Here is a 15,001-nt window from a genome sequence, read left to right as displayed (position 1 = left end):
TGCGTTTCTCCATGGTGCGGGTGCGGGAGAATGCCGAAAGCATCGCCCTGTACAACGGCGAGCCTAACGAGAAGCAGCGTCTGAGCGCGCGGTTCGGCAAGGTCTGGCATAACTATTGGGACATCATGAAAGTGTCCAAGCGTTTGACGTTTTTCACCGCCGGCTATGAGCAGATTGCAATCGTCTTTGCGTTTATCGTCGCGGCGCCGCGGTATTTCGCCGGCAAGATCGAGCTGGGCGAGTTGATGCAAATCAACTCCGCATTCGGCAACGTGCAGGGCAACTTCAGCTGGTTTATCAGCGCGTATTCCGACCTCGCCGGCTGGCGCGCGACCAGCGACCGTCTATTGAGCTTTCAGCAGGCCATGACTGAAAACGAGCAACGCCCGGCAGCCATCGATGTGAGCACGCAGGGTGAACGCCTGGTGGTGCAAGGCTTGGGCATGAACCTGGGCGATGGTCGCCACTTGCTGACCGACGCCAACATGATCGTTGAGCCGGGCCAGCGCGTCATGCTCAGCGGCCGTTCCGGCAGCGGCAAAAGTACCTTGTTGCGCGCGATGGGCCATCTGTGGCCGGCGGGTCACGGCAGCATTCGCCTGCCGGTCAAGCGTTACCTGTTCCTGCCGCAGAAGCCCTACCTGCCGATCGGCACACTGAAGGCCGTGTTGAGTTACCCACAGGAAGACAGCGTCTACTCGCCGGAACGTTATGCACAGGTCCTGCAAACGTGCCGCTTGGCGCACCTGGTCGTGCGCCTGGACGAAGCCAATCATTGGCAACGCATGCTCTCACCGGGCGAGCAACAACGCTTGGCATTCGCCCGCGCCTTGTTGTTCGCGCCGCAGTGGTTGTACATGGATGAAGCGACCTCTGCCATGGATGAAGAGGACGAGGCGACGCTGTATCAAGCGTTGATCGATGAATTGCCGGGGCTGAGCATCGTCAGTGTCGGACATCGCAGCAGCCTCAAGCGTTTCCATGAGCGGCATGTGCGGATCGAGGGTGGTTGGCTGCAGGAGCAACCCGTGGCCTAAGGTCTTACTCGGTCAGTGTGGGAGGGGGCACGCCCCTCCCACATTTGACCTCAGTGTTTTCGCGAGTCAGCGACAACAAAAAGCCCGGTTGATCTTCGATCAGCCGGGCTTTTTTTGCTTGAAGAAACTTACTTCTTCAAGCCGTAATGCTCATCCAGCATGCCTGGAGCGTTTGGCGTTTTGGGTGCGTAGTCCCGTGGTGGCTCCTGGTTTTCCCGAGGTGGGGTCAGGCGTTCCCGTGGGGTTTGCGGAGCATCGGAATGCAGCGCGGCCAGCAGGCGCTGACGGGTGATGTCGTCGAGGGCTAGGCGGTTTGCGCCATCGGCGAGGTGATCCTGTACTTCCTGGTAGCTCTGAGTGAGCTTCTTGACCAGGGTCGCGGTGCTATTGAAGTGGGTAACAACCTCGTTCTGATAACTGTCAAAACGTTCCTGAATGTCATCCAACTGACGCTGCGTGCGGTTAGGCGCGGCATTCGGCAGCAGGCGAGCAACCAGGAATCCAATGGCGACACCGGCAACCAGGGCAAGAGTCGGCAACAACCAAACTAAGAGCGAGTGTTCCACGAGTCCTTCCTCTATAAACGGCTTTGCTTTACGTTAACGGCTCAAACCTGCGCTGTATACCGCGATTAAGCTCGCAATGATGCCATGCACAGACTTTTAGCTAGACGAGTCGACCCCTTGAGAGGTCACGGAGTTCATCCTTGCTCATGCGTGAAACCCCCGTTTTGATCGATGGCCCGGTGGGCCAACTGGAAGCCTTGTACCTCGACCACCCCGAACCACGTGGCCTGGCGCTGGTCTGCCACCCTAACCCGGTGCAAGGCGGGACCATGCTCAATAAAGTTGTGTCGACCCTGCAACGCACGGCTCGCGATGCCGGTTTGATTACGTTACGTTTTAATTACCGTGGCGTCGGCGCCAGTGCCGGTACGCATGACATGAGCACCGGTGAAGTCGACGATGCCGAAGCGGCCGTCACCTGGCTGCGTGAAAAACACCCCGACCTGCCGATCACCTTGCTCGGGTTTTCCTTTGGTGGCTACGTGGCCGCCAGCCTCGGTGGCCGTCTGGAAGCCAAGGGCGAAAAACTCGCGCACCTGTTCATGGTCGCCGCCGCCGTGATGCGCCTGCGTGATACGGATGTACTGCCCCAAGGCTGCCCATTGACCCTGATCCAGCCCGAAACCGACGAAGTGGTCGACCCGCAACTCGTCTACGACTGGTCCGGCGCCTTGAAACGCCCCCATGAGCTGCTGAAAGTGGCAGAATGCGGGCACTTTTTTCATGGCAAGCTCACCGATCTGAAGGATCTGGTGCTGCCGCGCCTCTCGAATTGATAGCAGTCTGATAAGCGATAAACCCATGACGACGCGTACCCGTATCCTCACCGGCATCACCACCACCGGCACGCCGCACCTGGGCAACTACGCCGGCGCGATCCGCCCCGCGATTCTTGCCAGCCAGGACGCAAATGCCGATTCCTTCTACTTCCTGGCCGACTACCACGCCCTGATCAAATGCGATGACCCGCAGCGCATCCAGCGCTCGCGTATGGAAATCGCCGCGACCTGGCTGGCCGGTGGCCTGGATGTGAACCGGGTAACGTTCTATCGCCAGTCCGACATTCCGGAAATTCCCGAACTGACCTGGTTGCTGACCTGTGTGGCCGCCAAAGGCTTGCTCAACCGCGCGCACGCCTACAAGGCCTCGGTGGACAAGAACGTGGAAACCGGCGAAGACCCGGACGCGGGCATCACCATGGGGCTGTACAGCTACCCGGTGCTGATGGCGGCGGACATTCTGATGTTCAACGCGCACAAAGTGCCGGTCGGCCGCGACCAGATCCAGCACGTGGAAATGGCGCGCGACATCGGCCAGCGTTTCAACCACCTGTTCGGCAACGGCAAAGAATTCTTCACCATGCCTGAGGCGTTGATCGAAGAAAGCGTCGCCACTTTGCCGGGCCTGGATGGCCGCAAGATGTCCAAGAGCTACGACAACACCATCCCGTTGTTCACCAGCGCCAAGGACATGAAGGACGCCATCTCGCGGATCGTCACCGACTCGCGCGCCCCTGGCGAAGCCAAGGACCCGGATAACTCACACCTGTTCACCCTGTACCAGGCGTTTGCCAGCAAGGCCCAGGAAGAGGCGTTCCGCGCCGAACTCCTGCAAGGTCTGGGCTGGGGCGAGGCGAAGAACCGTCTGTTCCAACTGCTCGACGGCCAACTGGGCGAAGCTCGCGAGCGTTACCACCAGTTGATGTCGCGCCCATCGGACATGGAAGACCTCTTGCTGGTAGGCGCCAAAAAAGCCCGTGCCGTGGCGGCGCCGTTCCTGGCCGAGCTGCGTGAAGCGGTGGGCCTGCGTTCGTTCGTCAACCAGGCGGCAGCGCCGGTCGCCAGCAAAAAGAAAGCTGCGAAAGCGGCGCGCTTTGTGAGTTTTCGCGAAGACGACGGCAGCTTTCGCTTCCGCCTGTTGGCTGCCGATGGCGAGCAATTGCTGCTGTCACGCAATTTTGCCGACGGCAAAGCGGCGGGCGCGGTGACCAAGCAACTGCAAAGCGGCGACGCTTTGGATGTACGCCCCGAAGCTCTGAGTTTTAGCGTCTGGCTGGACGGCGCCGTGGTCGCCGACGGCGCCGAGTTCGCCGACGGTGCATCACGTGATGCCGGCATTGAGGCTTTGCGCACTGCGTTGACGCCACTCGAGGATTAACCCGACCAAGGGTTGATTGCCATTATCCGGGGCCGTCGTTACAGTGACGGCCCGTTTTTGTTGCCTTGCTAACGAAATTATGACGCCCCTAGAACGATATCAAGCTGATCTGAAACGCCCTGAGTTCTTCCATGACGCGGCCCAGGAAACGGCGGTGCGTCATTTGCAGCGCCTCTACGACGACCTGCTCGCGGCCTCGCAAAGCAAGCCAGGGATGCTCGGCAAGCTGTTTGGCAAGAAAGACCGCGCACCGGTCAAGGGCCTGTACTTCTGGGGCGGCGTGGGACGCGGCAAGACCTACCTGGTCGATACCTTCTTCGAAGCACTGCCGTTCAAGGAAAAGGTCCGCACTCACTTCCACCGCTTCATGAAGCGCGTGCATGAAGAGATGAAGACCCTGCCGGGCGAGAAAAACCCGCTGACTATCATCGCCAAGCGCTTCTCCGACGAGGCGCGGGTGATCTGCTTCGATGAGTTCTTTGTCTCTGACATCACCGACGCCATGATCCTCGGCACCCTGATGGAAGAGCTGTTCAAAAATGGCGTGACCCTGGTGGCCACCTCGAACATCGTGCCCGACGGCCTGTACAAGGATGGCCTGCAACGCGCGCGCTTCCTGCCGGTCATCGCGTTGATCAAGCAGCACACCGAGATCGTCAACGTCGACAGCGGCGTCGACTACCGCCTGCGTCACCTGGAGCAAGCGGAGCTGTTCCACTTCCCGCTGAACGAAGCGGCCCATGAAAGCTTGAAAAAAAGCTTCCGCGCGCTGACACCGGAATGCACCCAGGCGGTGGAAAACGACAAGTTGATGATCGAGAACCGCGAGATCATCGCCCTGCGTACCTGCGATGACGTGGCCTGGTTCGAATTCCGCCAACTGTGCGACGGCCCGCGTAGCCAGAACGACTACATCGAACTGGGCAAGATCTTCCATGCGGTGATCTTGAGTGGCGTGGAGCAGATGAGTGTCACTACTGACGATATCGCGCGGCGTTTTATCAACATGGTCGACGAATTCTACGACCGCAACGTCAAGCTGATCATCTCGGCGGAAGTTGAGCTTAAGGATCTGTACACCGGTGGCCGTTTGAACTTCGAGTTCCAGCGCACCCTGAGCCGCTTGCTGGAGATGCAGTCCCACGAGTTCCTGTCGCGCGGGCACAAGCCTTAAAAGCAACACAAATCAGAATGTGGGAGGGGGCTTGCTCCCGATAGCAGAATGTCAGTCACTGAAGATGTGGACTGACCCACCGCTATCGGGAGCAAGCCCCCTCCCACATTTTTTTACTGTGTTTGTTGGCTGGGGTTATGCCGCCTGCTGGAATTGCTGGCGATACTGGTTCGGCGACAATTCGGTGTGCTGCCTGAACAGCCGCGCAAAGAAACTCGCGTCGTCGTAACCCACCTCATAACTGATGGTCTTGATGCTCTTACGGCTGCCCGAGAGCAGGCCTTTGGCCGTCTCGATTCGCAGGCGTTGCAGGTAGTGCAACGGCTTGTCGCCGGTGGCGGTCTGGAAGCGGCGCATGAAGTTGCGGATGCTCATTCCGTGTTCGCGGGCGACATCCTCGAAGCGGAATTTGTCGGCAAAGTGCTCTTCGAGCCAGTGCTGGATCTGCAGGATGATCACGTCCTGGTGAAGTTTCTGCCCGCCAAAACCGATACGCCCCGGCGCATAGCTGCGTTGCACTTCATACAGAATGTCGCGGGCCACGGCCTGGGCAATGTTGGCGCCGCAGAAGCGCTCGATCAGGTAAATATAGAGGTCGCACGCTGAGGTAGTGCCGCCGGCGCAATACAGGTTATCGGCGTCCGTGAGGTGCTTGTCCTGGTTGAGCTGGACCTTGGGAAAGCGTTCGCTGAAGGCATTGAAGAAGCGCCAATAGGTGGTCGCCTCCTTGCCATCGAGCAACCCGGCTTCGGCCAGCCAGAACACCCCGGTGGCTTCACCGCAGAGCACGGCGCCGCGCGCATGTTGTTCGCGCAACCATGGCAGCACTTGCGGGTAGCGCGTGCAGAGGGCATCGAAGTCATCCCAGAAGGCTGGCAGGACGATGATGTCCGCATCTTCCAGGCCGCCATCCACCGGCATGATCACATCACTGAAGCTGCACACCGATTGCCCGTCGGGGCTGACCAGGCGCGTTGCGAATGCTGGCGTCAGGCCCAGGCCTTGCTGTTTGCCATAGCGCAGGCTGGCGAGGTGGAAGAAATCCTTGGCTTGCATGAGGGTTGAAGCGAATACCCGATCAATGGCCAAAATGCTGACGCGCCGCAGGGGCGTGGAGATTTGGTTAGACATAATTTCATTTATTCTTATAGGGGAAAGTGGTCACCAGACGGCTGGATCGTCTTATTTTTTGTCGCATGTGTCCAGTGTCCCGTGAGCCTTTCGCGGCATAGGCTCTGTAAGCTGATCTTTGTCCGACAATCCATGCAGGTGACCCATGATTCCCAGAACTTTGTTCACTCCGGAACACGAGCTCTTCCGCGAAAGCGTGCGCACTTTCCTCGAAAAAGACGCTGCTCCTTTCCATGGGCAATGGGAAAAGCAGGGTTTCATCGACCGCGATCTGTGGCGCAAGGCGGGGGAGGCCGGAATGCTGTGTTCCCATCTGCCGGAGGAATACGGTGGCCTGGGGGCGGACTTTCTCTACAGTGCGGTGGTGATCGAGGAGATCAGCCGGCTGGGCCTGACCGGCATCGGTTTTTCCCTGCATTCGGATATCGTCGCGCCGTACATCCTGCATTACGGCAGTGAGGCGCTGAAACACAAATACCTACCCAAATTGATCGCCGGCGAAATGGTCACCGCTATCGCCATGACCGAGCCGGGGGCCGGCTCCGACCTGCAAGGGGTCAAGACCAGCGCCGTGTTGGAGGGCGATGAGTATGTAATCAACGGCTCCAAGACGTTCATTACCAACGGCTATCTTGCCGACCTTGTGATCGTGGTGGCCAAGACCGATCCCAAGGCGGGCGCCAAGGGCACCAGCCTGTTTCTGGTGGAGGCCGATACGCCGGGCTTCGCCAAGGGCAAGCGGCTGGAGAAGGTGGGCATGAAGGCTCAGGACACCTCGGAGCTGTTCTTCCAGGATGTGCGCGTGCCCAGGGAAAACCTGCTAGGCCAGGCCGGAATGGGCTTCGCGTATTTGATGCAGGAGTTGCCTCAAGAACGTTTGACGGTGGCGATCGGGGCCTTGTCATCCGCCGAGGCGGCGTTGCAATGGACCTTGGAATACACCCGCGAACGCAAGGCGTTCGGCAAGGCGATTGCCGATTTCCAGAACACACGCTTCAAGCTGGCCGAGATGGCCACCGAGATTCAAATCGGTCGTGTATTCGTCGACCAGTGCATGGCGTTGCACCTGGAAGGCAAGCTGGACGTGCCCACGGCGGCGATGGCCAAGTACTGGGCCACTGACCTGCAGTGCAAGGTGCTGGATGAATGCGTGCAGTTGCACGGTGGCTACGGCTTCATGTGGGAATACCCGATCGCGCGGGCGTGGGCGGATGCGCGGGTGCAGCGAATTTATGCGGGGACCAACGAGATCATGAAAGAGATTATTGCGCGGGCGCTTTGAGTAATCTGGTGTTTGTTTGGGCCTCATCGGGGCAAGCCCCTTCCACACTTGAATGTGTGAACCCAGTCAAATGTGGGGGCTTGCTCCCGATGGCGGCCTAAAGATCAATCACGGCGCGGGGTTTGGATGATCCTTCTGAATCGCCTCAATCCCTTCCAGTACCTCCTTGGACAGTTTCAACTCGGCACTGGCAATGTTGCTATCCAACTGTTCCAGTGATGTGGCGCCAATAATATTGCTGGTCACAAACGGCTGCTGCGTCACGAACGCCAACGCCATCTGCGCTGGGTCCAGGCCGTGCTCGCGCGCCAGGGCGACATAACGGCTGCACGCCGCTTCCGACTGCGGGTTGAAGTAGCGACTGAAGCGGCTGTATTCGGTCAGGCGCGCCTTCGCCGGGCGTGCGCCACCTTCGTACTTGCCGCTGAGCATGCCGAACGCCAGGGGCGAGTAGGCCAGCAGGCCGCATTGCTCGCGAATGGCGACTTCCGCCAGGCCCACTTCAAAGCTGCGGTTGAGCAGGTTGTAGGGGTTCTGGATCGACACCGCGCGCGGCCAGCCACGGGCTTCGGCCAGGGCCAGGAATTTCATGGTGCCCCACGGCGTTTCGTTGGACAGGCCGATGTGGCGGATCTTGCCGGCTTTTACCTGTTCATCCAGCGCTTCGAGGGTTTCTTCAAGCGGTGTGAGGTCGTCTTCGTCCTTGTGCTTGTAGCTCAACTGGCCGAAAAAGTTGGTGCTGCGCTCCGGCCAGTGCAACTGGTAGAGGTCGATCCAGTCGGTTTGCAGGCGCTTGAGGCTGGCGTCGAGGGCTTCGGTGATGTGCTTGCGGTTATGGCGCAGGTGGCCGTCGCGGATGTAGTCAATGGTGTTGCCGGGGCCGGCGATCTTGCTGGCAAGGATCCAGTCGTTGCGGTCGCCACGGCTTTTGAAGTAATTACCGATGTAGCGTTCGGTGGTGGCGTAGGTGTCTGCTTTGGGCGGCACCGGGTACATTTCCGCCGTGTCGAGGAAGTTGATTCCCGCGGACTTGGCCCGCTCGATCTGCGCGAAGGCCTCTGCCTCGCTGTTCTGCTCACCCCAGGTCATGGTGCCCAGGGCTATCGCGCTCACGTTCAGATCCGTACGGCCCAGCTGTCGATAATCCATCGGGTACTCCTTCAGGGAAAACAATCATAAAAGCAGGTTGAATTTTTTTTCGCAATCTGCATAATTGCCCACCTCTTTCTGCAGTGGAAGTGATGCGCCGTCTGCCGAAGAATCTTGCCGTTGAACGGACGCGCCGACCCGAGCCCCCGATAGCGTCTGTATCCGGCTGCCTTTGACTTGTCAAAGTACGCACTATTCAGTAAGATCCGCCGTCTAATTTACAGGGCGGCCCCTGAGGCTATTAAAGAATGACAACTTTTACTGCAAAACCGGAAACAGTTCAGCGCGACTGGTTTGTCGTCGACGCCGCTGGTCAGACCCTGGGTCGTCTGGCCACTGAAGTCGCCAGCCGTCTGCGTGGCAAGCACAAGCCTGAGTACACCCCTCACGTTGACACCGGTGACTACATCGTGATCATCAACGCTGAGCAGGTACGTGTTACCGGCAACAAAGCGCAAGACAAAATGTACTACCGTCACTCCGGTTTCCCAGGCGGTATCAAGTCTTCCAACTTTGAAGGCCTGATCTCCAAGAAGCCTGAAGCCCCGATCGAAATCGCGGTCAAAGGCATGCTGCCTAAGGGCCCACTGGGTCGCGATATGTTTCGCAAGCTGAAAGTCTATGCGGGCGCTGTACACCCTCATGCTGCTCAGCAGCCCCAAGAACTGAAGTTTTAACGGAATAGTTCATTATGTCGGCGACTCAAAATTACGGCACTGGCCGTCGCAAAACCGCAACCGCACGCGTTTTCCTGCGTCCGGGCACTGGTAACATCTCGATCAACAACCGCACTCTGGAAAATTTCTTCGGTCGCGAAACTGCCCGCATGGTAGTTCGTCAGCCGCTGGAACTGACCGAGACCGTTGAAAAGTTCGACATCTACGTCACCGTTATCGGTGGCGGTGTAAGTGGTCAAGCTGGCGCAATCCGCCACGGTATCACTCGCGCTCTGATGCAGTACGACGAAACCCTGCGTGGCGCTCTGCGCAAAGCTGGCTTCGTAACTCGCGATGCCCGTGAAGTTGAACGTAAGAAAGTCGGTCTGCGTAAAGCGCGTAAGCGTCCGCAGTACTCGAAGCGTTAATTCGCTTTACGTTCCACAAAAACGCCCAGCCTCCTTACGGAGCTGGGCGTTTTTTATTGCCTGCGATTTATACACATTTTTCACCGTGACAACTTGCCACATCCGTAGACCCCCTATACTACAAGGCCTGGAGGCTGAGCCCTGGGCAATTCCCTTGTCAGACGTGGGGCTTTTCATTACCATTCGGCAAAATTTTTATAAGTTCAGATTTAATACTTAGTAGACGCCTGATTTAACAGGCCAAAAAGCTGATGGGAGAGGACTGAATGAGCAATGACGGCGTGAATGCAGGCCGGCGTCGCTTCTTGGTAGCAGCCACATCCGTGGTGGGTGCTGCAGGAGCGGTGGGGGCTGCGGTCCCGTTCGTGGGGTCATGGTTTCCCAGTGCCAAGGCGAAAGCCGCAGGTGCACCGGTGAAGGTGAATGTCAGCAAGATCGAGCCAGGCCAGCAGATGATTGCTGAATGGCGCGGCCAGCCGGTGTTCATTGTTCGTCGTACCGAGGAAATCCTGGGAAATCTGAAAAAGATCGAAGGTCAGTTGTCCGACCCGAAATCCGAGAAATCCGACCAACCCGCCTACGCCAAAAACGAAGCACGTTCGATCAAGCCAGAGATTCTGTTGCTGGTCGGTCTGTGTACCCACTTGGGTTGCTCGCCTACCTTCCGCCCGGAAGTCGCTCCTGTCGATCTGGGCAAGGACTGGGTCGGTGGTTATTTCTGCCCATGCCACGGTTCCCACTACGACCTTGCCGGACGCGTCTACAAGTCCCAACCCGCGCCATTGAACCTGCCCGTGCCACCGCATACCTACGAAACTGACGACCTTATTGTCATTGGTCTCCGATAAGGAGAACGCGTGATGAGCAAGTTCATGGATTGGGTCGATGCGCGCTTCCCCGCCACTAAAATGTGGGAAGACCATCTCAGCAAGTACTACGCCCCGAAGAACTTCAACTTCTTCTATTTCTTTGGCTCCCTGGCACTCCTGGTGCTGGTCAACCAGATCGTCACCGGCGTCTGGCTGACGATGAGCTACACCCCTTCGGCGGAAGAGGCGTTTGCCTCCGTCGAATACATCATGCGTGACGTCGAGTACGGCTCGATCCTGCGTCTGCTGCACTCCACCGGTGCGTCGGCGTTCTTCATCGTGGTCTATCTGCATATGTTCCGTGGCCTGCTCTACGGTTCGTATCAGAAGCCTCGTGAGTTGGTGTGGGTGTTCGGCATGCTGATCTACCTGGCGCTGATGGCCGAAGCCTTCATGGGTTACCTGCTGCCGTGGGGCCAGATGTCGTACTGGGGCGCGCAGGTGATCATCTCGCTGTTTGGCGCGATCCCTGTGATCGGCAATGACCTGACCCAGTGGATCCGCGGTGACTACCTGATCTCCGGTATCACCTTGAACCGCTTCTTCGCGTTGCATGTGGTAGCCCTGCCTATCGTGATTCTTGGCCTTGTGGTGTTGCATATCCTGGCGCTGCATGAGGTGGGCTCCAACAACCCGGACGGCGTGGACATCAAGAAGCACAAGGACGAGAACGGCATCCCGCTGGATGGCATTCCATTCCACCCTTACTACACCGTGAAAGACATCGTCGGCGTAGTGGTGTTCTTGTTTGTATTCTGCTCGATCGTGTTCTTTTTCCCGGAGATGGGCGGTTATTTCCTGGAGAAACCTAACTTCGAACAGGCCAACGCCTTCAAGACGCCTGAGCACATTGCCCCGGTCTGGTACTTCACGCCGTTCTACGCGATCTTGCGTGCGATCCCCGACAAGCTCATGGGCGTAATTGCCATGGGTGCGGCCATTGCCGTGCTGTTCGTACTGCCTTGGCTCGACCGAAGCCCGGTCAAGTCCATGCGCTACAAAGGCTGGCTAAGCAAGATCTGGCTGTGGGTGTTCTGCATTGCCTTCGTGATCCTGGGTGTATTGGGCGTACTGGCGCCAACGCCTGAGCGTACGTTGTTGTCGCAGGTCTGCACCTTCCTGTACTTCGCCTACTTCATTCTGATGCCGTTCTACACCCGGCTCGAGAAGACCAAACCGGTTCCGGAAAGGGTGACTGGCTGATGAAAAAATTATTCGTTGCATTGATGCTTGCGGCCTTGCCGCTACTGTCCTTCGCCGCCGAGCACGGTGGCCCGGAGCTGGAAAAAGTCGACATCGATGTGTCTGACAAGGCTGCCCTGCAAGACGGCGCGCGAACGTTCGCCAACTACTGCATGGGCTGCCACAGCGCCAAGTTCCAACGTTACGAGCGCGTCGCCGACGACCTGGGCATTCCCCACGAGTTGATGCTGGAGAAACTGGTGTTCACCGGCGCCAAGATTGGTGACCACATGAACATCGGTATGAAACCGGCAGACGCCAAGGCCTGGTTCGGGGCTGCACCGCCTGACTTGACCCTGGTAGCCCGCGTGCGCGGCACCGACTGGCTCTACGGCTACCTCAAGTCTTTCTACGAAGACCCGGCCCGCCCTTGGGGTGTGAACAACAAAGTGTTCCCGAACGTCGGCATGCCTAACGTTCTGGTCGGCTTGCAGGGTCGCCAAGTGGTAGGATGCAAGCAGGTTCAGGTCGTGGACAATGGCAAGAAGCAATATGATCCGTTGACCGGTACGCCTCTGACTCATGAAGCGTGCGATCAACTGACCATTGTGCCCAAGACCGGTACGCTGAACGAAGAGCAGTTTGACGAGAAGGTCAAGAACCTCGTGACCTTCCTGGCCTACTCGGCCAACCCGGTCAAACTGCAGCACCAGCGCATTGGTACTTACGTCTTGCTGTACCTGGCTTTCTTCTTCGTATTCGCCTATCTGCTCAAACGCGAATACTGGAAAGATGTGCATTGATCCAACCGTAAGCAATTGCTGTTAATCTTGCGCGCCCAGCGGCATCCCTGACCCATAGTGACCTGGTTACCAGGTCCTACAGAGATGCTCTCTGGGCGCGCTCGTTTTTGAGCTTTCGATAATTTCAACAAGCGAGGAGGACCGCCATGGGCGTGACCAATCGGTTGGCCTGTTACTCCGACCCCGCCGACCACTATTCCCACCGAGTACGCATCGTGCTCGCAGAGAAGGGTGTCAGCGCCGAGATCATCAGTGTGGAAGCGGGTCGTCATCCGCCGAAGCTGATCGAAGTGAACCCTTACGGCAGCTTGCCCACCCTGGTCGATCGTGACCTGGCGTTGTGGGAGTCGACCGTGGTGATGGAATACCTGGATGAGCGTTACCCGCATCCGCCTTTGCTGCCGGTGTACCCGGTGGCGCGTGCCAACAGCCGTCTGCTGATCCATCGGATCCAGCGTGACTGGTGTGGGCTGGTGGATGTCATTCTGGATTCGCGCAGCAAAGAGGCGGCCCGTGTCGTGGCGCGCAAGGAATTGCGCGAGAGCCTGACCGGCGTTTCCCCGTTGTTCGCCGATAAGCCTTTTTTCCTCAGCGAGGAACAAAGCCTGGTGGATTGCTGCCTATTACCCATACTCTGGCGCTTGCCGATAATGGGTATTGAACTGCCGCGGCCGGCCAAACCGCTGCTTGATTACATGGAGCGCCAGTTTGCGCGTGAGGCTTTCCAGGCGAGTCTGTCTGGTGTCGAACGCGATATGCGCTAAGGCTTAAGGAGCCGTTGATGAACTCCAGTCGACCTTACCTGGTCCGCGCGCTCTATGAGTGGATTGTGGACAACGATTGCACCCCGCACATGCTGGTCAATTCCGAATTTTCTGCGGTTCAGGTACCGCAGGGTTTTGCCAGTGACGGGCAGATTGTGCTGAACGTATCACCCAGTGCCGTGCGCCACTTGCATATGGACAATGAAGCCGTCAGCTTCGAAGGGCGTTTCGGCGGTGTGCCGCATACGCTGTTCGTGCCGATTGGTGCCATCCTCGGGATCTACGCCCGGGAAAATGGCCAAGGCATGGTGTTCGATCTGGAGTCGCCTTTTGAAGACGACGAAACGATCGACAGCGAAGACGGTGATGATCTGCCACCACCGGATACGGAGCCACCGCGCCCTAGCGGCCGGCCAAGTCTGAAAGTGGTGAAGTAAGCGGTTTTTCCGTCAGACCTGTCTGAAAAATGCCTCGATTGATGTCGGGGCATTTTTTTGCGCGCAGGATATAGATGAAAGTCGTGCCCGGACGGTGATCGTACAACCGCCATGGGCTATGATGCGTGCTCAAGTTCGCCGAGAAAGATGATTCATCATGGAAAACGCCAACACCGCCCCTCGTCTTCCCCGCAAGCGCCGCAGCCTTGCCCAGGAATTGGTCACGGTGTTGTCCGAGCAAATCCGCGATGGTGAGCTCAAACGGGGCGACAAGCTGCCCACTGAGTCGGCGATCATGGAAGCCCATGGTGTAAGCCGCACGGTGGTGCGCGAAGCCATTTCGCGCCTGCAGGCGGCGGGGCAGGTAGAAACCCGCCATGGCATCGGTACCTTTGTGCTGGACACGCCGAGCCCCAGCGGTTTTCGTATCGACCCGGCCACGGTGGTCACGTTGCGTGATGTGTTGGCCATTCTGGAGCTGCGTATCAGCCTGGAAGTGGAATCAGCCGGTCTGGCGGCCCTGCGCCGCAGCGACGAACAACTGGCGGCCATGCGCGCGGCGCTCGATGCGCTGAATGAAAGCGCGGCGCATGCTGGCGATGCGGTGGCGTCCGATTTCGCATTCCACCTGGAGATTGCCCTGTCCACCGGCAACCGCTATTTCACCGACATCATGACCCACCTGGGCACCAGCATCATTCCGCGAACCCGCCTGAACTCGGCGCGCCTGGTCCATGATGACCAGCAGCATTACATGGGCCGTCTGAGCCGCGAGCACGAAGAAATTTATGAAGCGATCGCGCGCCAGGATTCGGATGCGGCGCGCGCGGCGATGCGTTTGCACCTGACCAACAGCCGCGAGCGGCTGCGCCAGGCGCATGAAGAGGCGCAGGCACAGCGGGGGTGAATTAGCTAACGCTAAAGCGTAACTTTCAAACGTTCGGAGTCGGCTTCCATTGAAGTTTCTCGCTTCGTTACTCGATAGCCCAGTTCCAACGTTTTGCCTTGAAGGCGTTCCTGCTGGTCTTTAGTCGGCGTAATAACGAGTGTTACCTGCGGGGAGAGTTCTGTAGGAACCCCGAAAACAGATTCGTAGTAGGTAAGGTCGTCTTCCTCATCTGGATTCCTTTCAAACAAAATAGCTTGGACGTTCGCATTTTCCGGCTGCGGCGCGTTAGATGGCAGCTGGAGTTCAATCCGCTCCAATGACGAGGTGATTAAGGTTGGGGCTGGGTAGGTCATGTCGAGGTCTCCTTTTCAGGTATATGTGCCTGTTCATTTATCCGCGATGATCAAGCGCCCGCGAAACTGTCAGAAATCACAGTTCCGACAAATGGTCCCATGCGTACGGTTCACGGCGCGCATG

17 protein-coding genes are annotated in these 15,001 nt (G+C 58.2%); 13 read left to right on the top strand and 4 right to left on the bottom strand.

The window, feature by feature from the left end; translation table 11 throughout:
- The coding region (locus AB4O23_RS27945; protein WP_460150354.1) for an ABC transporter ATP-binding protein/permease at window positions 1–1,037 on the top strand (1,037 nt) is incomplete at its 5' end.
- A gap of 128 nt (window positions 1,038–1,165) precedes the next feature.
- On the opposite strand, the gene AB4O23_RS27940 is transcribed toward AB4O23_RS27945, so the two are convergent.
- Window positions 1,166–1,603 (bottom strand): Z-ring associated ZapG family protein, encoded by a 438-nt coding sequence (locus AB4O23_RS27940; RefSeq protein WP_003171734.1) that lies wholly within the window; start codon window positions 1,601–1,603, stop codon window positions 1,166–1,168.
- A gap of 146 nt (window positions 1,604–1,749) precedes the next feature.
- On the opposite strand from AB4O23_RS27940, the gene AB4O23_RS27935 reads away from it, so the two are divergent.
- From AB4O23_RS27935 to zapE, 3 genes are all read left to right on the top strand, one after another.
- Complete coding sequence (locus tag AB4O23_RS27935) at window positions 1,750–2,379, top strand: alpha/beta hydrolase (RefSeq protein WP_017530123.1); 630 nt, start codon at window positions 1,750–1,752, stop codon at window positions 2,377–2,379.
- Window positions 2,380–2,404: 25 nt separating this feature from the next.
- Window positions 2,405–3,760: a tryptophan--tRNA ligase gene (locus tag AB4O23_RS27930; protein ID WP_017530122.1), complete on the top strand. Its 1,356-nt coding sequence runs from the start codon at window positions 2,405–2,407 to the stop codon at window positions 3,758–3,760.
- A 79-nt stretch (window positions 3,761–3,839) separates the two neighbouring features.
- Window positions 3,840–4,934: a cell division protein ZapE gene (zapE, locus tag AB4O23_RS27925; RefSeq protein ID WP_460089516.1), complete on the top strand. Its 1,095-nt coding sequence runs from the start codon at window positions 3,840–3,842 to the stop codon at window positions 4,932–4,934.
- Between the two features lie 135 nt (window positions 4,935–5,069).
- Here zapE and AB4O23_RS27920 read toward each other — a convergent pair whose 3' ends face one another.
- Entirely contained in the window at window positions 5,070–5,990 is a 921-nt protein-coding gene (locus tag AB4O23_RS27920) for a GlxA family transcriptional regulator (protein ID WP_175404191.1), read from the bottom strand.
- A gap of 220 nt (window positions 5,991–6,210) precedes the next feature.
- Between AB4O23_RS27920 and AB4O23_RS27915 the strand changes: the two genes are divergently transcribed.
- On the top strand, window positions 6,211–7,347 hold the full coding sequence (locus AB4O23_RS27915; protein WP_065877298.1) for an acyl-CoA dehydrogenase family protein: 1,137 nt from the start codon (window positions 6,211–6,213) through the stop codon (window positions 7,345–7,347).
- 108 nt (window positions 7,348–7,455) lie between these two features.
- Here AB4O23_RS27915 and AB4O23_RS27910 read toward each other — a convergent pair whose 3' ends face one another.
- On the bottom strand, window positions 7,456–8,496 hold the full coding sequence (locus AB4O23_RS27910; protein WP_017530118.1) for an NADP(H)-dependent aldo-keto reductase: 1,041 nt from the start codon (window positions 8,494–8,496) through the stop codon (window positions 7,456–7,458).
- A gap of 248 nt (window positions 8,497–8,744) precedes the next feature.
- On the opposite strand from AB4O23_RS27910, the gene rplM reads away from it, so the two are divergent.
- The 8 genes from rplM (at window position 8,745) to AB4O23_RS27870 (ending at window position 14,542) form a co-directional block, all read left to right on the top strand.
- On the top strand, window positions 8,745–9,173 hold the full coding sequence (gene rplM / locus AB4O23_RS27905) for a 50S ribosomal protein L13 (RefSeq protein WP_003171742.1): 429 nt from the start codon (window positions 8,745–8,747) through the stop codon (window positions 9,171–9,173).
- A gap of 14 nt (window positions 9,174–9,187) precedes the next feature.
- Window positions 9,188–9,580 (top strand): 30S ribosomal protein S9, encoded by a 393-nt coding sequence (gene rpsI / locus AB4O23_RS27900; RefSeq protein WP_003216038.1) that lies wholly within the window; start codon window positions 9,188–9,190, stop codon window positions 9,578–9,580.
- Between the two features lie 266 nt (window positions 9,581–9,846).
- On the top strand, window positions 9,847–10,428 hold the full coding sequence (petA, locus tag AB4O23_RS27895) for a ubiquinol-cytochrome c reductase iron-sulfur subunit (protein ID WP_460150351.1): 582 nt from the start codon (window positions 9,847–9,849) through the stop codon (window positions 10,426–10,428).
- A 12-nt stretch (window positions 10,429–10,440) separates the two neighbouring features.
- Complete coding sequence (locus AB4O23_RS27890) at window positions 10,441–11,652, top strand: cytochrome b (RefSeq protein ID WP_003171746.1); 1,212 nt, start codon at window positions 10,441–10,443, stop codon at window positions 11,650–11,652.
- The gene (locus AB4O23_RS27885; RefSeq protein ID WP_017530115.1) at window positions 11,652–12,434 is read left to right on the top strand and encodes a cytochrome c1; all 783 of its coding nucleotides are present in this window, start codon (window positions 11,652–11,654) and stop codon (window positions 12,432–12,434) included. Before AB4O23_RS27890 ends, AB4O23_RS27885 begins: the two co-directional genes overlap by 1 nt.
- Before the next feature lie 146 nt (window positions 12,435–12,580).
- Entirely contained in the window at window positions 12,581–13,198 is a 618-nt protein-coding gene (locus AB4O23_RS27880) for a glutathione S-transferase N-terminal domain-containing protein (RefSeq protein WP_017530114.1), read from the top strand.
- Between the two features lie 17 nt (window positions 13,199–13,215).
- Window positions 13,216–13,635 carry a ClpXP protease specificity-enhancing factor gene (locus tag AB4O23_RS27875; RefSeq protein ID WP_065877296.1) on the top strand — a complete coding sequence of 140 codons (420 nt, stop codon included), beginning with the start codon at window positions 13,216–13,218 and terminating at the stop codon, window positions 13,633–13,635.
- Between the two features lie 157 nt (window positions 13,636–13,792).
- On the top strand, window positions 13,793–14,542 hold the full coding sequence (locus tag AB4O23_RS27870; protein ID WP_460106318.1) for a FadR/GntR family transcriptional regulator: 750 nt from the start codon (window positions 13,793–13,795) through the stop codon (window positions 14,540–14,542).
- An 11-nt stretch (window positions 14,543–14,553) separates the two neighbouring features.
- Here the strand turns inward: AB4O23_RS27870 and AB4O23_RS27865 are convergent, their stop codons facing one another.
- Window positions 14,554–14,877 carry a hypothetical protein gene (locus AB4O23_RS27865; protein WP_017530111.1) on the bottom strand — a complete coding sequence of 108 codons (324 nt, stop codon included), beginning with the start codon at window positions 14,875–14,877 and terminating at the stop codon, window positions 14,554–14,556.
- Window positions 14,878–15,001: the final 124 nt, after the last annotated feature.

The organism is Pseudomonas sp. H2_A10, assembly GCF_054680085.1.
This window is presented reverse-complemented; position numbering and strand designations above follow the sequence as displayed.